This is a genomic window from Streptomyces sp. GLSS-08 (assembly GCF_056387915.1).
Window position 1 is genome coordinate 1 of sequence record NZ_JBWJAQ010000015.1, and the last position, 21126, is coordinate 21126.

A 21126-nucleotide genomic window follows, 5' to 3' on the forward strand; every position below is an offset into this window, starting at 1 on the left:
GTCCAGGCCATCGCCGGCCTGCTCTCTCACCAGCAGACCGCAGACCTGCACTCGACAAGGCAGACGTGAGCACGGGTCCCACCGAGGTTCTCGACGTCTCACCGCTTGTCGTGCACGAGCTCGTTAGGCGAACCAATCGGGGTGGCGCTTGCGGAGATCGGCGATGGCGGCGACGAAGGCATTGAGGGCGTCGCCCATCCGCTTCCCGTAGGGCTCCTCGAACACTGCCTCCTGAGCGCCGAAGCGGACCGTGGTGGTGACCAATTCCGTCTCCCCGCCCCACCCCGCTTGGTCGTTGCTGCCCGACCAGGTCTCCTACCGGCTCGTGGAGGACACCGAGAGCAATGACAGCTCCCGATACGGCACCCGCAGCAAGTGTGTCGCGTCGAGCACGCACAGATGTGTGCTCGTATAGGCCACCGCCCATTGCGAGTCCACGATGCGGCCCGTCCTGACGTGACCGCCCTACGGGCGTGCCCGCGTCGATGAGTGCGGCATCCTGCTCCCGCAGTGGTCGGCTCAACGCGATCTCGAAGTCGGCGGGTTCGGCGAGGTGGCGCTGGATGTGGGCGGCGACCGTCGCCGTCCCGGTCGCCCGTGCCGTGGCGCAGCGACTGCACCACGGCCGTGGTGAAGACCGACGGCTCGGCGCCGTCGCGGCTGCGCTCACCGTCCTCGTAGCTGTGTTACACCCGTCTGCGGCGTGACCAGCGCCCTGGATTGGGTCCGGAGCCAGTACGAGCGGGCAGCGACGATCAGTGCGACGCCATAGACCGCGAACGCGGTCATGCCTATCCAGGCGACCAGCAGTGCATCGCTCGAGGAGCGGAAGTCCCCTTGCCGCATCGTCACCACGCCGGCGGTGGCCAGCGCCACGTAGCCGACACCGAACACCCCGTACGGAGCCAGGGTGGCGGCGCCGATCAAGGCCGGGGCCAGGGGGAGCCAGCGGGGGACGCGGCGGCCGCGCAGCCACAGCGCCCAGCGCGGGAAGACCTGGCCCCACGGACGGACCAGGCCCCACAGCAGGAAGGTGCCGAGCGCAGCCAGCAGCACGGTGCCGTCCAGGCCCCAGGACTCCAGGGTGAGCCAGATTCCTGACGCACCATTGCGCTTGGAGATGGCGAGCATTTCCTCGCCGGTCATCCCGGCGAAGGTGCCGCCGGACGCCCAGATGAGCTTCATCGCCGCGTAGGGGAGGAAAGCCGCCGTCCCGGCGCAGACGGCGAGCTGGACCGGCCCGGAGGCGGCGGAAGGGGCCCGTACGACGGCTGCGGAGGGGGTGCGGCGGACGGACCGGGCAGTGGCCGCGAGCAGCAGGACTCCGGCCGCCGCCAGCGCATGGTTCGCCGCGGCCACACCGCTGTCCACCCCCTGACCGAATGCCAGTGTGATGACGTCCATCAGCAAGCCGAACGCGGCCATCCCGGCCAGCGCGCAGACCACCCACAGCAGCACCCGCAACGCCGACTGCATTCCGTACCGCGCCACCGCGCCACAGGCCAGGGCCGCCAGCGCCCCCACCGCCGCCACCCCCCAGCCCAGCGCCGAGGGTCCCGGGGCGCTGCCCAGGTAGAGCAGCGGCGTACCGCTCAGCGCGCATGCCAGGCCGAAGCCGGCGTACACCACCGCCCACACCATCGTTGCCCGGCCCACCCAGCGCGGCCACCCCATGCGCCGAGGCGCCCTCGTCGTCCCTGTCGCGCCCACCATGCACTGACCATCGCATCGCCCGCAGCAGCGCGACATCCACTGCTGGAACGAGCTCCATCCGCCTATCGAGTGAGCACTTGCTACGCCTCAGGTATGTCTCACAGAGCGTGATGTCACAGCTGACCGGACGTGGAATGTGACCTGGCCGCCGCCCTGACGGGCGGCTGGCTGCCCCACGTTCGCAGCTACGACAATGCCGTCATTTGTCCACGAAGCGTTCGCCCGCGTCTTCGACGCCCGCCTCCGAGCGCGTCATGGACGCCGTCGACCCGTACGACTTCGACGAACGGCTGCACGCCGACAACCTCGCCGGGGCCGCGGACGACGTCCGGCGCGCCTTCCACGGGCTCTAGAACCCGCCCCGCACCCATCCCCGCTCCTGGGAAGGCCACCGATGACCACCGAGCACACCGTCCCCGTCCCCGTCCCCGACCCCGTCCTCACGATCCCGCTGTCCACGCCCCGGACCACCTGGTGGCCGGGGCGCCGCATGGGTGTACGGCACCGAGCCGCATGGCCATCTGCCCGACGTCGTCGCCCGGGGCCTGGGCGACGGTGGTGTGCCGCATCCCGTTGCACGGTGCAGCACGAGGGCGGTGTGCGGCGCTGACCACTGCCCAGTTCGTGCCATCGAACCTTGACTGACCAAGTCAGCTCCCCCGTACGACAGTTCACCCGATAGAAGGCATCTCCGATCTTCACGCAGTACCGTCGGCCGGGCGCCCTTACAGTCTGCGTGCCGTCCGGATGAGATGGCAGCTGTCGCTGACACATGGGAGTGGGACGTGAGGTCTTCGGGTATGGCTGTCTCGGCAATGGCCGTGGCTATGGCGGCGCTGGGAGTAGGAAGTGGTGCCCCCGCGTCCGCCGCCCCCACGGCGACGCCGTCGTGCAGCGGGGCGGAGTGCCCCAGTTTGAAGCCAACCAGGCTCACGGCCAGCCAGGCCAGCCTGAACGTCACCCAGATGCAACTGGAAAACATCAACGCGATGGCGACAGACGCGGTGACCGGGGAGCCCATTCGCGGCGCGAAGATCGTGTTCGCCACCATGGGCGGCAGGACGCTGGGGACGGCCTACACGGACTACGACGGCATCGCTGCGATCGCCGCGCCGGAGAATTTCGGCCCCGGAACCCTCCAGGAACTGCTGGGCGGCTATGAAGCCGCGATGATCGGCGACGGCATTCACGCCCCGGCCGGAGCCCACGGAGCGATCACGATCGGCACGGACCAAGGCCCCGGTGTCCCGGGCAGCCCCTGCTCCGTCTGCAGCGACCGTGCGCTCAAGCAAGATGTGGTCCCGGTCGACTGGAGCCGGTAGCGGTGGGCATTTTCCGTCGGCGGTCCCGGGCGGCTGACCACGGTGCCCCGGCACGGCTTCGAGCTGAGGTCCGGGAGCTCAGCGACGTGGCATCGGTCAGCCCGGTCAACGGTTACGCAGTGCTGGGGACCGTGGCCGCGCTGCCCATCAGTACCTGGCGCTACCTCTGGGAGCCCGAAGGTGTGCGTCACCTGGGGCCGATGGCCCAGGACTGGCACGCCGCCTTCGGCTTCAACCACGACGACACCACCATCCCCGTCGTCGACGGCCTCGGCGTCGCCCTGGTGTGCGTCCAGGCACTGCACCGCCGCGTGGAAGAGCTCACGGCCGAAGTGGATCGTCTGCGAGAAGCCGCGAGCCTGAACACGCCCGGGGCCGCGTGACGCGCCGGATGGCCTGTTGTGATGCTCCAGCGCTCGGCCGGGGAAGGCCCGTTGCCAGGCCAGTTGCCCCAGTCGCCGCCCTCGCTGAGCGCGGCCCGTGTGGCCATCCCTTCCCTCAGAAGGCAAGGGGTCGGTCCCTGCGGAACACTCATCATGATCCAGAAGGCAAGACACCATGACAAGGCAGGACACCTTGGCACGACACGACACTGTGACGGGACCCTCCCAGGCGATGGATCTGCGGTCACCGGTGTGTACGGACGCGGTCTGGCGGCTTCCGGTGACGGTCTGTCGCATCACCCAGTTCCTGGGTGAGCAGACGGCCGGCGCCTTACTGGAGCGCGCCATCGCCTCCGCCGGCGACACGTTGAAGCCCTCCATGATTCGCGACCGGGAAGTGGTCCCCGACTTTCGCCGGTCCCGCTCGTGCCAAGACTTCGCCGCGCCTGAGTTGATGGCAGCCATCCACGAGGTGCTGGAGGCGGTCGAGCACACTCTCGGAGTCTCCTGCCAGTACACCGAACCCAGCTACAGCCTCAACGCGCACAACGACGGCGACTTTTACCGGCCGCACCAGGACACCAGCGCCGAGTTCGCCCCCCGGCGTCTGCTCACATTCGTGTACTACCTGCATCGCACACCCCGGCCTTTCGATGGGGGCGAGCTGCGTGTGTTCGACGCGGCTCTGCCACTGCACACCGAGACGGCCGGGAGATGGCAGGAGCGCACCTGGCGGGACTGGGAGCCCGAGCACGACAGCATCGTGTTCTTCCTCCCCACCGCCTGGCATGAGGTAAGGCCGGTCAGCTGCCCGAGTAGGCAGCACGCGGACAGCCGCTTCGCCATCAACGGCTGGCTGAGCAGCCCCGAGCCCGCGAACCGTGGGAATGACGCGAGCCCGTGAAACACATCGTTCCCGTGTCCGACTGGCGGGGATGTCCACTGCGCGGGCAGGTGGGTCAAGCTGGTGTCGAGCATGATGCGGTCGAGGGTCTCGTGCAGGACGCTGTCAGCACCGATGCCGGTCTTGATGTCATGGAAACGGTCACAGGCGGACGACGACGAGGGCGATGTCGTCGTCCTGGCTGCCGCCGGTGACGCCCAGGTGGGCCAGCAGTCCGTCGGCGATTCCCTCCACCGGGAGGGTGCTGTACCGGCCGAGGGCGTCGGTCAGCCGGGCCAGGCCGGCATCGATGTCCTCACCACGGCGTTCGATCAGGCCGTCGGTGTAGAGCACAAGGGTGTCCCCCCGGGTGTAGGGCAGCCCGGCCTGCGGGCGGGGAACATGTTGGGGTCGAGCGCCCAGCGGCGGGTCGGTGGCCTGGTCCAACAGCTGCCAGCTGCCGTCTGGATGGAGCAGCACCGGCGGTGGGTGGCCGGCGTTGCTGTAGATGATCAGTCGGCTGCGCGGGTCGATGAGCACTTTGGCCACGGTGGTGGCCAGTGCGCCGTCGACCGCCCGGGCGTACAGGCCCAGTACCTCCAGGGCTTGTGCGGGGCTGGGAACGGCCCGGATGGCTGCGCTCAGGGCGCTGCGCAGCATTCCCATGACGGCAGCGGCCTCGAGGCCGTGGCCCACGACGTCCCCGATGGCGATGGCGTAGCGGTCGGGCGGCAGATCGACCACGTCGTACCAGTCGCCGCACACGTTGAGTGATCCGCCGGCCGGCAGGTAGCGCACGGCGATGTCCCGGTCGTGCCTGGCCAGGTCGGGCGAGCGGAGCATGACCTCCTGCAAGGTGACGGCGATTTCACGTTCGCGGGCATGCGCCTGGCGCAGCTGCTCGTTCAGCTGTTCCAGATCACGCGAGCGGGCATACACCTGGGCCGCGATCCCTGTCGCCTGGTTGCTCAGCGGCTGGGTGAGCTCATGGATGACGGGGGAACGCATGAACTCGGTGACGTCTTCGGCTCGCGCGATGATCCATTTCACCGTGCCGTCCGGCCCCAGGACGGGGCTGGACATCCCGCACCACCATCGCTCCTCGAGCTCGCCGGGCCGACCGGCGACGGGAAGGTCGAATCGCTGCGGTGCGACCACATCGGGGCTGCGGGAGGCCAGGACGCGCTGGAGTGAGGCGCCGAAGTCACGCGCCGCGTCCGGCGCCGCAGAAGATTCCGGGAACGCCTCCAGGATGGACCGCCCGACCATCTCCTCGTAGGTCCTGCCGGTGACCTGGAGGTAGGCACGGTTGGCGTAGCGGATCACCAGTTCGGCGTCCAGCACCAGGTACGAGTTCGGCGCGGCGTCGAACAGCCCCTCGAAATCGATTTCCGCTGTCACGCGCCTGACCCGCCGATCTTTACGAGCGAGACCATTTCACCTCCAACCTACGAGGTGAACGCCAGGTGCGCCCGCCGGACAACCGCCGGTCCGTTGTGCAGGGCAGCGGGCGCGGCACGTCGGGGTACGGCGGCCTCAGAGACGGACCCATTCCCTTCCCTTGCGTTGCCTGGCCGGGTCATTGCCTGAGTGTGGCCCGTCCTGTCGGGGACGGCCTCTGATCGTGGCACGGTCCACCGAGAGCGGACCTGTCTGACAAAGGTTCTCGGAGCCAGAGGATGAGTGAGGCGAGGTGGACTCCGGCCCGGTAGTGGTGGGCGAGTTCGTCGAAGCGGCTGCACGCACCGTCCTGTACGGGCGAGCACATCGGCAGCACGAGGGCCGGGTTCCGATGCTTGGCCTTCAGGACGCGGACGCACCGCGACGCCGTCACCTCCCCCAGGCCCATCCAACGGCATGCTCGGCTGGCCGGTCACGAACCGGCTGCGAGAGCCGAACAGTCTTTTCGGTACGCGTCGTTGTTCCGCTCACATCAGGCCGGGTCAGACGTTTGCGAGCCGGATTCGCGACAACCGTGACGCACTCGTTCACCTTCTGGACGCCTTGAGTGCTCCCGCAATACACCCACGATTCTCATGGGCTCCTCATGCGCGGTTGATTGCGTCTCTTCTGGCCGGCTGGTCCGGACCGTACGACGAGGAGGCGCAGGTGTCACAAGCCGCAGGAGCAGAAGAGGACGGGCAGCCGCTGCACGTGGCCAGCAGACTGCACGCGTTCAACCGGTTCGAGCTGAAGTATCTGGTGCCGGTCGAGCAGGCCGCCGAGATCCGGGACGAGCTGGGTGAGCGGATGGACCGCGATCTCAACAGCCCGGTGGGCGGCTACGGCGTGTGGAGCCTGTACTACGACACTCCTCAGCTGCGGTTCTACTGGGAGAAGATCGAGGGGCTGAAGTTCCGCCGCAAGCTGCGGATCCGCCACTACGGTGATCTCGACGGGGTCACCGACGGGTCGCCGGTGTGCGTGGAGATCAAGCAGCGCGTCAACCGGGTCACTCAGAAGCGGCGGATCACCCTGCCGTACGGAGTGGCGCGGCGCCTGTGCGACGGCCGCGAGATGGTCAGCCACTCGGTGAAGGAGAGCGCCTTCATCCAGGAAGTGCTTGACCTGATCGTACGGCTGAATCTGCAGCCCGCCGCGATCACCGGCTACCAGCGCGAGGCCCTGGTGGGCCGGAACGCCGACACCGGTCTGCGGGTCACCTTCGACAGGCGCGTACGCGGCCGGGACCGGGACTTCCACTTCGGCACGCCCACCCCTGAGAACCGGTTCACCATCCCGCCGCACATGTCGGTGATGGAGATCAAGGTGAACGAGCGCACCCCGCACTGGATCACCGACTTGGCCGCCCGGCGCAACCTCAACCTGGTCCGGATCTCCAAGTACGTCCAGTCCATCGAGGCGTTCGGCCTCGCGCCGCGCTCGGTCTTCCACATCAATGAGGCGGACTACCCGCCGCTTTCCCCCGTCGAGCAGCAGCAGCGCACGCTGCTGAAAGCAGGAACACAGTGAATTTCGATCTGCAGGAACTCAGCGGGACGTTCAGCGTCGCCGACGTCGTGGTGGCGATGGCGCTGTCGTTCATCCTGAGCACGGTGATCGGCTACACCTACCGGTACACGCACCGCAACGTGTCCTACAGCCAGTCCTACGTCCAGACCCTCGTGATCGTCGGCATGGTCGTGGCGCTGATCATGCTGGTGGTCGGGTCCAACCTGGCCCGGGCGTTCTCCCTGGTCGGCGCGTTGTCGGTGGTCCGGTTCCGTAACGCGGTCAAGGAGACCCGGGACGTCGGCTTCATCTTCCTGACCATGGCGATCGGCATGGCCTGCGGCGCCCGCTTCTACACGCTGGCCGTGGCAGGCGCCATCGTGGTCTGCGTCGTCATCCTGGTCATGTTCAAGTTCAACTGGTTCGCCCTGAACGTTCAGCGGCAGGTCGTCAAGGTCCAGGTCCCGCCGGGCGAGGACTACGGCCCGGTGATCAGCGACGTCCTGATCAGGTACACCACCGAGTACGAGCTGGTGAGCACCGAGACGATCCGCGGCGGCGCGCTGACCGAGGTCTTCTACACCGTGCGGATGAAGAAGGGCACCGAGCCCGGTGATCTGGTGGCGGCACTGCAGGAGCGTACGTCCGGGCAGCGAGTGACGGTCCTGACCGGTTACGACACCACGGACCTGTGATGACCGGCGACCAGCGGGACCCGGTGGTGCCGGTACGCAAACGGCGGCTGAAGGACCGGCTGCCGGTGCGGCTGCGCCACCACTGGAAGCCGGCCGGGGCGCTGTGTGTGGGACTCGCGGTGGCGGTCTACTTCTTCGGCGACGCCCGCGTGTCGCCGTACGTGACCTCCTCCTCGCGGGTGGAGGCCGACGCCATCACCCAGAACATCGAAGGCACTGTCGACCTGTACGACGCTTCGGTGTCCCATTCGATCCAGCTCACCTATGAGCAGACCGACTTCAACAAGATGATGAAGGAGTTCCGGGACGAAGGTACGAAGGACTGCATCTCGGCCGACCTGACGATCGACGGCGTCCATCTGGAGGACGTCGGGATCCGTCTCAAGGGGAACTCCACCCTGATGTCCCTGCGGGGCAACGGCAAGGGCATGGCCGGTGGCGGCCGGAACATGCCCGGCAACACCGGTGACCAGCAGGGCAACCCGCTCGCCGCCGATCAGGGCGCGGGCGGGGGCCGGGACCGCGGCCGGAACACCGGCGGCGGTCCCGGCACCACCGAGCAGCAGCCCGGCCAGAAGGCCGAGAACGGTGCGACCGGCAGCCCGCCCGCCGCCACCGCAGGCCAGGACGGCACGGCCGGGGCTCCCGCAGGAGGGCAGAAAGGCACGGGTGGGGCTGCGACCGGAGTTCAGGACAGCACCGGAGGTGCCGCCGGGGGTCAGGACGGTACGGGTGGGGCTGTCGGTAGTGGTCAGGGCAACCCAGGCGGGGGGCCCGGCGGGATGGTTCAGTACGACCTGTCCGCGAAGAAGCCCGAGGAACTGCCCTGGCTGATCAAGATCGACGAGTACATCGAAGGGCGCGCCTACCAGGGTGAGCGAGAGATCTCGCTGCGCCCGGGCGCCGACGAGCAGGTGCCGCTGAACGAGGCGCTGTCGCTGTCCCTGACCAAGACCTCCGGACAGCCTGCCGAGGCGTACAGCTTCACCTCGGTGCAGGTCAACAACCGGCCCGCGGTTTCCCGTCTGATGGTCGACAACCCGGACACCGAGTACGCCGGGGCCATCGGTGACGGCAACGGGGTGCTGTACAAGGCGCGGGCCGGCGGAAGTTTCGCCTACCGCGGGGATGACCCGTCCGACTACGAGACGTCCTTCCGCCAGCTCAACAAGGTCGGCAGCCAGGACCTGAAGCCGCTCATGAAGCTGATCAAGTGGGCGGACAAGGCTTCCGACAAGGAGTTCGAGGAGGAACTGCACCAGTACGTCGACGTCGACTCGCTCGCCACGTACATCGCCACGCAGAACCTCCTGCTCAACTTCGACGACATCTCCGGTCCCGGTAAGAACTACATGCTCTATTACGACCTGGACACCAAGAAGTTCTCCGTCCTCGGTTGGGACTACAACCTCGCCTTCTCCGGCGACACCGCCGCAGGCCCGGACGACGAGGTCGGCATGGGGGGCATGGGCGGCGGCCGCGGGCAGGGAGGGGAGGGGCAGAACGGCGAAGGGGCGCCTGAAGGCATGCCGCACATGCCCGAAGGACTGCCTGAAGGAATGCCGGAGGGCATGCCCGAGATGCCTGAAGGACTGCCTCAAGGAATGCCGGAGGGCATGCCAGGCGGCGGGAACGGTGCAGGGGACCAGGGTGGCTTCATGGCCGGGAACGCTTTGAAGGACCGCTTCCTGGAGTCCGATGCCTTCGATGCGGTCTACAAGGCGGCGTACAAGAAGGTCTACGCCAAGACCTTCGCCTCCGGTACGGCGGCCAAGGCCCTGGACACCATCGCGGATCAGGCCCGTGAGGCGGCCGGCTCTTCCAAGGAGCTGGACGCCGCCGTGGAGAAGCTGCGCACCACGGTGACCGAACGCACCGCGGCGCTCGCGAAGAACAAACAGGTCACCGGATGACCCCGGAGCCCGGGACTGCCACCCCCGTCCCGGGCTCCGGCCTCCTCTCACAGCCGGTGCCGCTACTCTCACGCGGCACCGCCTTCTACCCCAGTGAGCCGCACATGTCCCGCCTCGCCTCCGGGCCCACTTCGGCCCGGTCCACCATCCTCGTGGTCGAGGACGACCCCAGTATCCGCACCCTGCTCACCACCGCCCTGGGGGCCGCTGGGTACGCCGTCGTCGCGGCCGTCACCGGCCAGGAGGCCATGTTCAGGGCAGGCGACAGGCAACCCGACCTGATCATCATGGACGTGATGCTGCCCGACGCCGACGGCTTCGACCTGACCCGGCAGCTGCGCGCCCAGGGCCTGTACACACCGGTGCTGTTCCTCACCGCGCGCACCGAGGTCGAGGACCGCATCATCGGCCTCAGCTCCGGCGGCGACGACTACGTCACCAAGCCCTTCCATGTCCAGGAAGTGCTGCTGCGCATCCGCGCGATCCTGCGCCGCGCCGCAGCCCCGGCAACTCCGGCCCGCACCCGGCCGCCCCTGCGCTACGCCGACCTCGTCCTGGACGAGGACGCCCACACCGTGCACCGCGCCGGCCGGCCGCTGCAGCTGTCGCCGACCGAATTCCGGCTCCTGGCCTGCCTGATGGCACGGGCCGACCGGGTGCTCGACAAGGGCGAGATCCTGCAGGAGGTGTGGCAGTACGACTTCGCCGGCGACACGCGGATCGTCGACACCTACATCAAGAACCTGCGCCGCAAGATCGACGCCACGCCTCCCGCCCTGATCCACACCGTCCGGGGCGTCGGCTACTGCCTGCGCCTGACGGGCAGCGGCAGCGCCGAGACACCTCACTCATGAGGAACCTCGCCAGCCCGCCGCGCTCGCTGCGCACCCGGCTCGTGCTCATCGCCACCGTCCTGGCGACCTGCGCCGTGCTGCTGTGCCAGACCGCCGGACTGACCGTGCTGCGCTCCTGGCTCACCGACCAGGTCGACGGCCGGCTCACCGGCTTCCGGCCACCCACCCGCCTCTACGAGGACATCGCCGACGACGGCCGGCTGCCCACGCCCAAGGGCGACGACGTCCTGCCCTCGGACTACCGCGTCTACTTCTACGACTCCGACGGTCGCCTGATGGGCAACTCCCTGGGCCGCACCGACGACCGGGGGCCTCGCCTCCCCACCCGCGCCGACGAGCTGGGCCTGCGCAACAACGAGCCCACCACCGTCGATGCCCGCGACGGCGGAGGCAGCTGGCGCATCGTCACCGACTCCGGCCCCGACGGCATGCGCGCCGTGGTCTCCCTGCCCCTGGACACCGTCGACGGCGCGACCGCCAAACTGCTCTGGTTCAGCGCTTTCCTCGGCGTGATCGTCGCCGCCGGTGTCGCCGTGCTCGGCAACGCCGCCGTACGCCTGGGCCTGCGGCCCCTCTCCCGAGTCGAGGCCACCGCACAGAAGATCACCGACGGCGACCTGAATCTGCGCGTCCCCGACACCGATCCCGCCACCGAAGTCGGCCGGCTGGGGCAGGCCCTGAACACCATGCTCGACCGGCTGCGTACGGCTCTGCACCGCACCGCTGCCTCGGAGCAACAGATGCGCCGGTTCATGGCCGACGCCGGTCACGAGCTGCGCACCCCGCTCACCGCCATCCAGGGATTCGCCGAACTCCTCCACGACGACCCCCGCATGCCTGCCGAGCGGCGCACCGAGGCCCACGCGCTGATCGCCGCCAACGCCAACCGCATGAGCCGCCTGGTCGACGACCTCTTCCTGCTCGCCAAACTCGGTTACGCACCAGGACCCCACCCCGAACCCGTGGACCTGCTCTCCCTGGCCGCCGACAGCATCACCAGCACGGCCGTTCACCACCCTGAACGCACCATCACCATCGAACCGCTCCGCACCGGCTCCGCCGACACCAGTGGCCAGGAACTCGACGTCGTCGAGGCCGTCGGCGACGCCCACCAACTCGCCCAAGTCGTGACCAACCTGCTGGACAACGCCTGCGCCCACACCCCCGCCTCCGCACGCATCCACGTACGCGTCGGCACCATCCGTACGAGCCCCGCCGCAGGAGGCGTCGACCGGCCCGGCCGCACCAGCGCCACCCCTGCTCTTCCCCCCGGAAGCGCCGCCGCGGTGATCGAGGTCGCCGATACCGGCCCCGGCCTCACCCCCGACGACGCCCAGCACGTCTTCGACCGCTTCTACCGCGCCGCCCCCGCGGACGCCGACGAGCCCGGCAGCGGCCTCGGCCTCGCGATCGCCGCCGCGATCGCCGAAGCCCACCACGGCCGCATGGAACTCGACACCCGGCCAGAAGCCGGATGCACCTTTCGGCTCCTTCTGCCCGCGCACTGAGGAAGCTCAGCGATGAGACTGACGACCCTGCGCATCACCAGCACTCGCACCGCCGCGGCAAGGCTGGACAACAACCGTCGTACCCTCCTGCCCTTCTGTGCAACGGTCGCCGCCCGGAGGCGGCAGGTTGAGCCACCTCGGCTTCTCGGCCGCAAGGCTCCAGCGGAGCGCGTGTTGCAGCCGTCGGAGGGGTTGGCGCAGGCGCTACGGTCCGCCGACGGAGTCGGTGGACCGTCATGCAAGATCCGGAAGGCATCCCGGTCGTAGCCATCCCGGGACTCCGTCCCCAGAGGCAGGCCGGCGACGGCCTCGGTCAGGGGAAGCGTCTGTGCCGCGTGGGGGCGCTGAGACGGTAAGGGACAGGACAGTGAGGGAGGCGGCGGCCAGGCCCTGTGGACAGAGTCCGGCGAAATGGGGGCCGGGAGCAGCTGCGATCTGTGGACCGTGGCTCAGCGCGCTGGTTGGCCTTATGCGCTCCGGCTGGCCAGTCGAGCGCGCAGTCCATTACTCCAGCGCTGGCGGGCCCGTTGCTCGAACGCCAGCATCAGTTGCCGATCCGCCATGTGGCTCACATACAAGCTGGGTATGAGGTCTGTCCAGACAGACAAGACCGCGGAGGGCCAAGTGCAGTGGGATCGTTTCGCACAGGGGATGGCGTCGATGGCGCGGGATCTCCTGGCGCAGGATTCAGTCGATGCCACACTCCAGCGGATCACGGCATCGGCCACGGAGCTGGTGGACGGCTGCGACGCGGCCGGCATCCTGGTGCTGCACGGCAATCAGGTGGAAACACTCGCCCCCACCGACCAGTTGGTCATCGACAGCCATGAGCTACAGGAGCGGCTGCGTGAAGGGCCGTGCTTCGATGCCGCCCGCAGCGCACGGACAGAGCGGGTCTACCGCATCGCCGACCTCACCAGCGAGCAGCGGCACTGGCCCGCCTACGCCCCACAGGCTCACGCGCTCGGTGTGGGCAGCATGATGGGCTTCGTGCTGTTCACCGGGGACGAAGACCTCGGCGCACTGAACCTCTACTCCCGCCAAACCGGCGCATTCACCGAGGCCAGCGAGACGGCGGGGCTGCTGCTGGCCTCCCACGCGGCGGTCGCCTTCTCCAGCGCCCGCACCCACGCCCAGATGGAGCAGGCCGTCACCACCCGCCATGTCATCGGCGAGGCCATGGGCATCCTCATGGGCGGCCACCACCTCACCGAAGAGCAGGCGTTCGACGTGCTGCGCCGCCACTCACAGGAAACCAACACCAAACTCCGTGAGGTCGCCCGACTGGTCTGCGAACAGGGCAGCCTCTCGTAACCGACCACGCTGATTGAAGGCACGGGTCACCCGGGAGACGAGGGGGCTCGGGCTGCCGGCTCCCCGGATCCCTTCTGAACCACAGGAATGAGCCGTAGAGCAGTGGATGGGGGTCTTCCGCAAGCGCCTGGGCGAGGCCGGCGGTGACGGCGGTCTTCCCGACCCCGCCTTTCTGGTTGCAGACGATGATGCGCCGTGTGGGCAACGGCTGCAAGGAGTGGGAGGAATCCGGCGCCAGGCCGCTGTCGGCAAGGGCACCGGACTGGTCACCCCGCACCGCCGCGAGACGCGGCCCGACCGAGCTCCCGGCCCGGAAAGAGGACCACAACAGGTCTCACGGAATTGGCTCAGCGCCACACCAGCTGCGGCCCAACGGAAGCTGAAACACAGCCGCCCGCGTCCGTACGCGGAGCACGCGAGGTCTCCTGACCTCGCCCGCCCGGCCCCTCCCCCGCCGCATCCCCACCTTCCGACGGCACCGCCGCTCTGACGGCGGCCTTCTGGCCCGGCTTTCAGGATGAGCCCGAATGGCGGCCCGGAATGGCCGAACGCGCACGGTGGGTCCCCTGGGCAGTCGATACGGCGGGCGGGGGCGGCCGGAGGCGGCAGGCGCGCGGTGCCTTGCACGCCCTGCCCCACACCCGGTCTCGGCAAGCTCGGTACGCGATCCGCAGCCCGATGCATCCGCCGGCCCAGCAGGAACGCGGCCGACGCAGTCCTGGCCTCCGGACTGCCCGCCTCCCCAGGACTACTGCGGTAGGGGTGCCTCGCCAGATACGGCGATACCTGCCTGGTGGAAGTCCTCCACGGCCATGGCTGTGGTGTCCGGGGCGACTCCGACGGAGTAGTCCAGGCGTACCCGTGCGCGGAAGCCGGCCTTCACGGCGTCCAGCGCGGTGGCCCGCACGCAGTGGTCCGTGGCGATGCCCACCACGTCGACGTCCTCGACCCCACGAGCGCGCAGCCACTCCGCCAGGGGGGTCCCTTCTTCGTCGGCTCCTTCGAAGCCGCTCTTGGATGCGCTGTGGGCGCCTTTGAAGAACACCGCGTCGACCTTCCCGCCCGTGACGGCGGGGGCGAAGTGGGGGTGGAACTCGCTGCCCTCGCCGCCGACCACGCAGTGGACGGGGAAGCTGTCCTTGAAGTCCGGGGTCTCGGAGAAGTGACCTCCCGGGTCGACGTGGTGGTCGCGGGTGGCAACGACGTACTGGTAGTCACTCCCCGCGCTCTGCTCCACAAGGCCGGCGATCCTGGTCGCAATCCGCGCGCCACCCTTCACGGGGATACTGCCTCCTTCACAGAAGTCGTTCTGCACATCCACGACGATCAAGCCTCGGCTCACCACGACCACCCTTCAGCACGACGGAACAACCCCCGCGTTCTACCGGCCCTCACCCACCCCCGGTAGCCGCAGACGGCTGGGCTCACTCGCACGGACCAGGGTCTTCACCGCAGGAACGATTCACACCAGCCGAAGGTCACACCGAGCTCAGGACCGCTGCCCCTTGTCTCCACAAAGCCCTGACGCTGCCCGCCGACCACGGTGGGTGAGAGCGCGACCGGCTGACACTGCTTACCCCTGGGCCTCTACCTGATCAAGAACGACTGTCTTCCTTTGGTCATGTCACATTTCTCTGTCGCGATCCGTCAGGGCAGTGACAGCAACGTGAAAGCCCCAGGGAGACGGCGATGGAAACACGTTCGATCACGGCAGAAGTCCCGATGGTTCCGCGGATGTCCGAGGACCCCGCGGAGCTCGTCCCCGAGCTGGCGGAGGTGTCGGCGGCGCTGTTCAAGGTCACCGGCAACGGTTCGGTACCGCGCTCCACGATCAGCCTGGTCCAGCTGCGCGCCGGTCAGATCGTGGGCAGCACCTACCTGACTGTTCTGCACACGGGCCTCCTGCGCAAGACCGGGGAGTCGGAGGAGCGGATCACGTCGGTGGCATCCTGGCGGGACTCGCCGTACTTCACTGGTGCCGAGCGTGCCGCGCTGGCACTGGTGGAAGCCGTGCTTCAGCCGTCCGCAGACGGCGAGAGGGTCTCCGACGAGCTGTACGTGCAGGCAGCCGAGCACTATGAGGCCAAGGCGCTCGCCACACTGATGTTCGCGATCGGCCAGATCAACTTCTTCATCCCCATAGCGCTCATCGCCAAGCCGGTGCCCGGCCGGTCATTCACCGACCCGTGGAAGTAGAGCCACTGGTGCAAGGCTCGATGTTCGGGTCCCCAAGCGGGACCCGAGGAGGTGAGGGCCTGGGCCGCTCGTCCTAGTAGCTGTCGTAGCTGGGCCTTCCGTTCGGCCGGTAGACGCCGACGACGGTGCCGCCCTTCGTCGTCGAGACGCTGACCGGCTCCAGCGCGGTGGGGATCGCTCCGTCGGCGAACAACCGCTTGCCGCTGCCGATGATCACCGGATGGACGGTCAGCCGGTACTCGTCGACGAGGTCGTGCTGCATGAGGGTCTGGGCGAGGTCACCGCTGCCGACGACGTTGATGTCGCCGCCGTCGGACGCCTTCAGTTTGCGTACCGCATCGACGACGTCACCCTCCAGCAGCGTGGAGTTCTGCCACTCGACGGAGGTCAAGGTCCGAGACGCCACGTACTTGTGCATGCTGTTCATCCGATCGGTGAACGGGTTGCCGGGATCGGCGGTCGGCCAGTACGACGCAAAGATCTCGTACGTCTTGCGGCCCAGCAGCATCGCGTCGGAGGACTCGTACCAACCCGCGATGGCCACACCGACCTCGTCATCGGCCACCGGTTTCTGCCAGCCGCCGCGCTCGAAGCCGCTCTCAGCGTCCTCGTCCGGACCACCCGGCGCCTGCATGACGCCGTCCAGCGTCAAGAACGTGCAAACGATGATCTGGCGCATGGTGCGCTCCCTTCGTCGACAGATAGACCCCACAACCGCTGCAAACTCATCGACGGGACTCCCGCGGCGCCGGAACTGCAGCGACTGGCGACCAGGCGGCCAGCGAGGCACTTGCGCCGACGGAAGGGGCACAAGAGCCTTGTGCGCTGCGGACACCGACCCGTCACCCGATGGGTGGCACTCCGAACAAGCTCAGGGTCTTTATGCAACTCTCGGACCAAGCGATTGGGTTGACGCGATGGTGGCCGGTGCCGGGCCCTCGTCCGCTGTGCGTCCCTGCCGTATGCCGACGGGCAAAGCGTCCCTCTGCAGCGCCAGTTGGCATCCACGCCGGGCCGGCTCCTCCCTAGGACACGGATGGCCTCCGTGCGCCTGCCACTGGGCGCTACTGCTAGTGTTCACCCAGTCACGCTAGGCAACTAGCCATCATGTGCAAGCAATGGAGAACCGAGGGTCCCATGCATAAGTTTCAGCAGGTCGTGATCGCAGCAGCAGTGGCGGCCGGTGGCCTGTCCGCCGTCAGTGCCGGAACGGCTGCCGCCGACACCCATGACGACGGACCGCGGGTGATCAACCTCTACCGCCCCTACCAGGAGTGCAGCCCGCAGACGGTATCGGAAAACGACATCCCCATCGGGGTGCTCGGCTTCGGTCAGACCCTGGACACCACCTGCGGCCAATACAACAGCGCCTCCACTGACTGAAGTCAGCGGCGCCATCGTCGCGACGGTTGGGACGGGATCCCTTCGGGTTAACCCGAAGGGATCGAATGCGGTCCGGCTGCTTCAGAGCGCCGCCGTGCGGAGTGGGCGAAGAAAGGCCTGTCCGCGCTGAGGCCTGGCCACGGGGTGCCGAGTGCGTATACCGACGCACCCCTCAAGCAGGCGGCAGGAAAGCGGAGGGCCGGGCTGCTGGAGACGCCCCTGGTGGAGACGGTTCCCTTGCCGGGGACTTTCCGTTCCCGCAGGGCAACCGCCCAGCCGATGCGAGAAGTTGAAAATGACCCAGCGTCGCAGACCACGCCCGCGGCGCGGCCGAACGTGAAGGAGCGGCGCCCTGGCGCCCGCATTAAGGACACGCATTCCATGTTCAGCAGGAAAAAGATCGCAGCCCTCTGGGGGCTCGTCGGGGGGCTCGCCGTGGCCTCCACCGGCATCACGTATGCGCACGTCTCGGGATACACGGCACCTTGCACTCGGAGCCCTCAGGGAGACGTCGTTTGCGTGCAGCACATCGAAGGTGAGGTCCCCGAGGGCGGCACCATTCCTCATCAGGAGACCTGCTTGCCGGTGCAGGCCGTCACGCTGCCCGCCGCTACGGGCAACGGCACAACACGACTCGGCCCTCAGGTGACTTGTTCACCTGCCGAGTCCGGAGCACCTGAAACGGTCGGGGGGAGCGGAAGCTGACCGGCTTCCTCCCGGAGGAGCGCGATGGCTGAACTCCTGGCTTCAACCTCATGGGCACCCCATGGCGACAGGGCGCCAGCGCGACATGGGAGAGCAGATCCCGAATGATTACACACGGTGTGCCTATGATTACCGCGAGTGGTCAATCCAGGCAGCTGCCTGGGTCAGGAAAGGGTCATGCTATGCGTAAGTTCCAGCGCGCCGCGGTCGTAGCGGCAGCGGTTGCGGGGCTGTCCGTCTTCGGTGCCGGCGTCAGCTTCGCACACGGTAACGACGGCGCGCCGGCACCGGTCACCGCCGTTGCCTCCTCCTCTGCCAACGCCGTAGCCGTCGGGGGTGGCTACTACTTCCAGCCGCAGGTTCAGCCCGCGGTCCAGCCGCAGGCTGAACCGCAGGCCGAACCCCAGGCTGAACCCCAGGCTGAACCCCAGGCTGAACCGCAGGCCGAACCGCAGGAGCAGCCGCAGGCCGAAGCACAGGAGCAGCCGCAGGCTGAAGCGCAGGCTGAACCGCAGCAGCAGCCGCACGAGCAGGAAGGCTCCGCGCCGGAGCAGGGCGGTAACGGTTACGGTCACAGCTGACCGTAAAGGTGCGCCGCGGTCTCACTCAGCGTCGGGGATACGTATTGGCTCGATCTATGCGGTGCGCTGAGTGACACCTGTGGTGCAGGTAGCCCGGGCGCGTAATTGGCGTCCGGGCTACCTGCCATCCCATCGGCAGGTACAGATTCAATTGTTTGACTCCCGGACGGGGCCGGTCAACAAACGACTGTCCGATCCTTCACTACAAAGGAATACAACGCATGCTCTTTTCGCAGAAGACTGCGGCCGCCGCAGCATTCATCGGAAGCCTCGCCGTCATCTGCCTCGGCGCTACCCATGCCGATGCCGAGGGAAACTCAGGTGAGTGCGCCACGGCCGTACAGGAGGGCGTCATGTGCGTCCAGAAGAACAAGACGTACATCGACAAGGACGGCACGCACGTCATCCAGCAGGACCAGCAATGCTCGACAACAGAACGACCGAACGTGGCCATGCAGCAGGAACCATCGCTGGGAAGCGAGCCTGTCAAAGAGGGACAAGTTGTGGACTGCTCCAACACGGCCAAGCTCCCTGAGGGGTTCAAGAAGCCGCACATCGGCATCTGAGAGCTCACGGAAATTCTGGTCCGGGAAGGGTTCCCGGACCAGAATTTCTTTTTCGCAGCGGCAGCCCTTCTCCCGAAGGAAACAGACTTCCCGTGCCTAACGGGCTCGTGCACGACAAGCGGTGAGACGTCGAGAACCTCGGTGGGGCCCGTGTTCACGTTTGCCGTGTCGAGTGCAGGTCCGCGGTCCGCTGGTGGGACAACAGACCGGCGACGGCCTGGACGGTGTCGCTCATGTGCTCGCGGCGGCCGAGGTGTCAGGTGGGCGATGCCGTGCTCGACCCGGATACGGCGCGAGGAGTGTGCCTTGCGCTGGCGCTGGTACATCTCCTCGTACCAGTCGGGGGCGTTCTTCTTGACCTTGCGGTGCGGTGCTGTCACCACCCGGCCGCCGGTCTGAGCGCCCAGGCCCTGGTAGCCGGCATCGGCGTGGAGCACGAGCGCGGGCCCGTCGGCCAGGAGCGCGACCAGCCCCAACTGGCGGGCGTGGGTGATGTCCGCGCAGCTCGCGGGACGAGCCGGGCTGCACCACAGCACGCGGCCTTCGCCGTCCGTGACCACCATGGACTTGACGGCGTTCTGCTTGTTCTTGCCCGAGATGCATGTGTCCCGGTCCTTGCGTCCTGGGGCGGGTCGCCGGACGCGGATCTCGGTGCCGTCAATGATGCCGGTCGTTCCGCTCGAGCCGAGGGGGTCGACGACCTCGGCCAGGGTCCGCAGCCGCACGTCGGGGCTGACCGTGCAGCCTCGCTCGGCGAGCAGAGGCCGCACCTCGTTGACAGCTCGGGTGATCATGGAGCGATCCACGCCGAACCAGCAGGCCAGCACGTCGTGGGTGGCTCCATGACGAAGATCGACGAGGGTGGCCAGCACCCGTCGACGAACACCAGGCGGTGTTTCGGCCCGCCGCCCACGGCCCGCTTCCGTGGCCGGGAGGCCGGCTCGGCCTGGTGACGCTCATGCCACAACAGACCTATCTCGGCTATGCGTTCAGCGATCACATCGCCCGTCAGGCCCGTGATGCGACGGTTGCTGATGATCACTGCACGAGTCCTGTTTCCCACCACCCGACCATGGTCAGCCATCACGGGCTCGACGTCTCACCGCTTGTCGTGCAGGAGTTCGTAAGCGCTGTCCCGTAACTCGCCGGATGCGATCGCTGAACTCATCGCCGAGGTGGCCCCGTTGCTCGACCGCGGCGGCGGGCTGTGACAGCGCCGGCCGGCCTGGGCCCCAGGTAGTTGGCGCACGCCGGAAGTTCCATGAGCAAGCCCCGTGACCCGGTACTCCCCCACGCGCTCCGACTCCTCCACCTCGGCGTCCGCGCGTGCCGCCTCGCCGTCCGTGAGGGCGTCGGACTTCGCGGCGTGACGGGCGGCGTCACGCGCCGCCTCACTGCTGCATACCGGTGTGCAGGACGAACAGGATCCCGCACAAAGCCCGGTGGTCCGGCGCTTGAGGTCTGCCCTCGACCAGCCTCGGCATCGGCTTGGGCAGTAACAGCTCGATGAGCGACCACAGTTCCCGCCACGCCCCACGGCGCCGGGACTGACGCCTCCCCACAATCAGACCCACCAGTAGACCGCCAACACACTTATGAACAGCCCTTGTTCGAGCCAGTAGTCCCTGGGCACACGCGAATGGTCCCGGCACTTGGCTTGATGCCCAGTGCCGGGACCATTCATTGTTCGGCGTCGCTACGCCGGAGGGAACTTCAGAAGGCGCTGTTGTTGCAGCCCATGGTGGAGCCGATGTCGGTGGACTGAGCGCCCGGGTTGCCTTCACCGTTGAGGGCGTTGCCCAGCAGCCCGTTCAGCACGCCGACCTGGCCGAGGACGTCGAGGTTCAGGTCGTGCGACTTGCAGTTGGAGCTCTGCGTGACGCTGAACTGGTCGCCGCCGCCGTGACCCTCGCCGCCGGCGTAGGCAGTGCCGCCCACGAATCCGATGCTGCTGAGGGCAGCGACCAGGACCGCAACGTTGCGAAGCTTGAGCATTTCATCTCCGATGGGTGAGTTTTACGATCTGTGGAAGATCGCGGTTACAATGGGGGAGAATACTCACAAATTCCCTGAAACGGACAGCGACACGCGGACCTCGTGTCGCCGGAAAGCACGGAAAGCCGAATCGCAGGGCCAGCCGAGCCCGGTCGTCCACGGC

The 21126-nt window shown here is 67.9% G+C and carries 21 protein-coding genes and 1 pseudogene; 13 read left to right on the plus strand and 9 right to left on the minus strand.

The window, feature by feature from the left end:
* Positions 1–123 precede the first annotated feature (123 nt).
* Positions 124–264 carry a hypothetical protein gene (locus tag AC0ZLC_RS24810; RefSeq protein ID WP_476754166.1) on the minus strand — a complete coding sequence of 47 codons (141 nt, stop codon included), beginning with the start codon at positions 262–264 and terminating at the stop codon, positions 124–126.
* A gap of 402 nt (positions 265–666) precedes the next feature.
* On the minus strand, positions 667–1674 hold the full coding sequence (locus AC0ZLC_RS24815; protein ID WP_476754167.1) for a hypothetical protein: 1008 nt from the start codon (positions 1672–1674) through the stop codon (positions 667–669).
* 242 nt (positions 1675–1916) lie between these two features.
* Between AC0ZLC_RS24815 and AC0ZLC_RS24820 the strand changes: the two genes are divergently transcribed.
* The 4 genes from AC0ZLC_RS24820 (at position 1917) to AC0ZLC_RS24835 (ending at position 4322) form a co-directional block, all read left to right on the plus strand.
* Positions 1917–2066, plus strand: coding sequence for a hypothetical protein (locus AC0ZLC_RS24820; RefSeq protein ID WP_476754168.1), 150 nt, complete (start codon positions 1917–1919; stop codon positions 2064–2066).
* A gap of 561 nt (positions 2067–2627) precedes the next feature.
* Positions 2628–3035 carry a hypothetical protein gene (locus tag AC0ZLC_RS24825; RefSeq protein WP_476754169.1) on the plus strand — a complete coding sequence of 136 codons (408 nt, stop codon included), beginning with the start codon at positions 2628–2630 and terminating at the stop codon, positions 3033–3035.
* Positions 3036–3121: 86 nt separating this feature from the next.
* Positions 3122–3418 carry a tail fiber domain-containing protein gene (locus AC0ZLC_RS24830; RefSeq protein ID WP_476754170.1) on the plus strand — a complete coding sequence of 99 codons (297 nt, stop codon included), beginning with the start codon at positions 3122–3124 and terminating at the stop codon, positions 3416–3418.
* 232 nt (positions 3419–3650) lie between these two features.
* On the plus strand, positions 3651–4322 hold the full coding sequence (locus AC0ZLC_RS24835; protein WP_476754171.1) for a 2OG-Fe(II) oxygenase: 672 nt from the start codon (positions 3651–3653) through the stop codon (positions 4320–4322).
* Between the two features lie 141 nt (positions 4323–4463).
* On the opposite strand, the gene AC0ZLC_RS24840 is transcribed toward AC0ZLC_RS24835, so the two are convergent.
* Complete coding sequence (locus tag AC0ZLC_RS24840; RefSeq protein WP_476754172.1) at positions 4464–5702, minus strand: PP2C family protein-serine/threonine phosphatase; 1239 nt, start codon at positions 5700–5702, stop codon at positions 4464–4466.
* A gap of 753 nt (positions 5703–6455) precedes the next feature.
* Here AC0ZLC_RS24840 and AC0ZLC_RS24845 point away from each other — a divergent pair.
* The 6 genes from AC0ZLC_RS24845 (at position 6456) to AC0ZLC_RS24870 (ending at position 13537) form a co-directional block, all read left to right on the plus strand.
* Entirely contained in the window at positions 6456–7274 is an 819-nt protein-coding gene (locus AC0ZLC_RS24845) for a VTC domain-containing protein (RefSeq protein ID WP_476754298.1), read from the plus strand.
* Positions 7271–7948, plus strand: coding sequence for a DUF4956 domain-containing protein (locus tag AC0ZLC_RS24850; RefSeq protein WP_476754173.1), 678 nt, complete (start codon positions 7271–7273; stop codon positions 7946–7948). Before AC0ZLC_RS24845 ends, AC0ZLC_RS24850 begins: the two co-directional genes overlap by 4 nt.
* Positions 7948–9861: a CotH kinase family protein gene (locus AC0ZLC_RS24855; protein ID WP_476754174.1), complete on the plus strand. Its 1914-nt coding sequence runs from the start codon at positions 7948–7950 to the stop codon at positions 9859–9861. Before AC0ZLC_RS24850 ends, AC0ZLC_RS24855 begins: the two co-directional genes overlap by 1 nt.
* A 104-nt stretch (positions 9862–9965) precedes the next feature.
* Positions 9966–10715 carry a response regulator transcription factor gene (locus tag AC0ZLC_RS24860; RefSeq protein WP_476754175.1) on the plus strand — a complete coding sequence of 250 codons (750 nt, stop codon included), beginning with the start codon at positions 9966–9968 and terminating at the stop codon, positions 10713–10715.
* Positions 10712–12223 (plus strand): HAMP domain-containing sensor histidine kinase, encoded by a 1512-nt coding sequence (locus AC0ZLC_RS24865; RefSeq protein ID WP_476754176.1) that lies wholly within the window; start codon positions 10712–10714, stop codon positions 12221–12223. Before AC0ZLC_RS24860 ends, AC0ZLC_RS24865 begins: the two co-directional genes overlap by 4 nt.
* A 585-nt stretch (positions 12224–12808) precedes the next feature.
* Positions 12809–13537 (plus strand): GAF and ANTAR domain-containing protein, encoded by a 729-nt coding sequence (locus AC0ZLC_RS24870; RefSeq protein ID WP_476754177.1) that lies wholly within the window; start codon positions 12809–12811, stop codon positions 13535–13537.
* Here the strand turns inward: AC0ZLC_RS24870 and AC0ZLC_RS24875 are convergent.
* The gene (locus AC0ZLC_RS24875; RefSeq protein WP_476754178.1) at positions 13431–13751 is read right to left on the minus strand and encodes a ParA family protein; all 321 of its coding nucleotides are present in this window, start codon (positions 13749–13751) and stop codon (positions 13431–13433) included. The genes AC0ZLC_RS24870 and AC0ZLC_RS24875 overlap by 107 nt on opposite strands.
* Between AC0ZLC_RS24875 and AC0ZLC_RS24880 the strand changes: the two are divergent.
* Positions 13741–13875: pseudogene (locus AC0ZLC_RS24880) on the plus strand (IS5/IS1182 family transposase); the annotation flags it as partial. The gene AC0ZLC_RS24875 and the pseudogene AC0ZLC_RS24880 overlap by 11 nt on opposite strands.
* Positions 13876–14285: 410 nt before the next feature.
* On the opposite strand, the gene AC0ZLC_RS24885 reads toward AC0ZLC_RS24880, so the two are convergent.
* Entirely contained in the window at positions 14286–14879 is a 594-nt protein-coding gene (locus AC0ZLC_RS24885; RefSeq protein WP_476754179.1) for an isochorismatase family protein, read from the minus strand.
* 347 nt (positions 14880–15226) lie between these two features.
* Between AC0ZLC_RS24885 and AC0ZLC_RS24890 the strand changes: the two genes are divergently transcribed.
* Complete coding sequence (locus tag AC0ZLC_RS24890; protein WP_476754180.1) at positions 15227–15733, plus strand: carboxymuconolactone decarboxylase family protein; 507 nt, start codon at positions 15227–15229, stop codon at positions 15731–15733.
* Positions 15734–15806: 73 nt separating this feature from the next.
* Here AC0ZLC_RS24890 and AC0ZLC_RS24895 read toward each other — a convergent pair whose 3' ends face one another.
* Positions 15807–16412, minus strand: coding sequence for a dihydrofolate reductase family protein (locus tag AC0ZLC_RS24895; RefSeq protein WP_476754181.1), 606 nt, complete (start codon positions 16410–16412; stop codon positions 15807–15809).
* 458 nt (positions 16413–16870) lie between these two features.
* Between AC0ZLC_RS24895 and AC0ZLC_RS24900 the strand changes: the two genes are divergently transcribed.
* Positions 16871–17116 carry a hypothetical protein gene (locus AC0ZLC_RS24900; RefSeq protein WP_476754182.1) on the plus strand — a complete coding sequence of 82 codons (246 nt, stop codon included), beginning with the start codon at positions 16871–16873 and terminating at the stop codon, positions 17114–17116.
* 869 nt (positions 17117–17985) lie between these two features.
* Here the strand turns inward: AC0ZLC_RS24900 and AC0ZLC_RS24905 are convergent.
* The 3 genes from AC0ZLC_RS24905 to AC0ZLC_RS24915 all read right to left on the minus strand — a co-directional run bounded on the left by AC0ZLC_RS24905 (position 17986) and on the right by AC0ZLC_RS24915 (position 20963).
* Positions 17986–18348, minus strand: coding sequence for a hypothetical protein (locus AC0ZLC_RS24905; RefSeq protein ID WP_476754183.1), 363 nt, complete (start codon positions 18346–18348; stop codon positions 17986–17988).
* Between the two features lie 256 nt (positions 18349–18604).
* Positions 18605–19840 carry a transposase family protein gene (locus AC0ZLC_RS24910; protein ID WP_476754184.1) on the minus strand — a complete coding sequence of 412 codons (1236 nt, stop codon included), beginning with the start codon at positions 19838–19840 and terminating at the stop codon, positions 18605–18607.
* Positions 19841–20681: 841 nt separating this feature from the next.
* A complete protein-coding gene (locus tag AC0ZLC_RS24915) occupies positions 20682–20963 on the minus strand; it encodes a hypothetical protein (protein ID WP_476754185.1) in 282 nt (93 codons plus the stop codon).
* Between the last annotated feature and the right edge of the window lie 163 nt (positions 20964–21126).

Bases quoted from the DNA above. Each gene is read 5' to 3' on its own strand.
- AC0ZLC_RS24815 (WP_476754167.1), bottom strand. From the start codon at position 1,674: ATGGGGTGGCCGCGCTGGGTGGGCCGGGCAACGATGGTGTGGGCGGTG.
- AC0ZLC_RS24835 (WP_476754171.1), top strand. From the start codon at position 3,651: ATGGATCTGCGGTCACCGGTGTGTACGGACGCGGTCTGGCGGCTTCCG.
- AC0ZLC_RS24855 (WP_476754174.1), top strand. From the start codon at position 7,948: ATGACCGGCGACCAGCGGGACCCGGTGGTGCCGGTACGCAAACGGCGG.
- AC0ZLC_RS24860 (WP_476754175.1), top strand. From the start codon at position 9,966: ATGTCCCGCCTCGCCTCCGGGCCCACTTCGGCCCGGTCCACCATCCTC.
- AC0ZLC_RS24865 (WP_476754176.1), top strand. From the start codon at position 10,712: ATGAGGAACCTCGCCAGCCCGCCGCGCTCGCTGCGCACCCGGCTCGTG.
- AC0ZLC_RS24870 (WP_476754177.1), top strand. From the start codon at position 12,809: ATGAGGTCTGTCCAGACAGACAAGACCGCGGAGGGCCAAGTGCAGTGG.
- AC0ZLC_RS24890 (WP_476754180.1), top strand. From the start codon at position 15,227: ATGGAAACACGTTCGATCACGGCAGAAGTCCCGATGGTTCCGCGGATG.
- AC0ZLC_RS24895 (WP_476754181.1), bottom strand. From the start codon at position 16,412: ATGCGCCAGATCATCGTTTGCACGTTCTTGACGCTGGACGGCGTCATG.
- AC0ZLC_RS24900 (WP_476754182.1), top strand. From the start codon at position 16,871: ATGCATAAGTTTCAGCAGGTCGTGATCGCAGCAGCAGTGGCGGCCGGT.
- AC0ZLC_RS24915 (WP_476754185.1), bottom strand. From the start codon at position 20,963: ATGCTCAAGCTTCGCAACGTTGCGGTCCTGGTCGCTGCCCTCAGCAGC.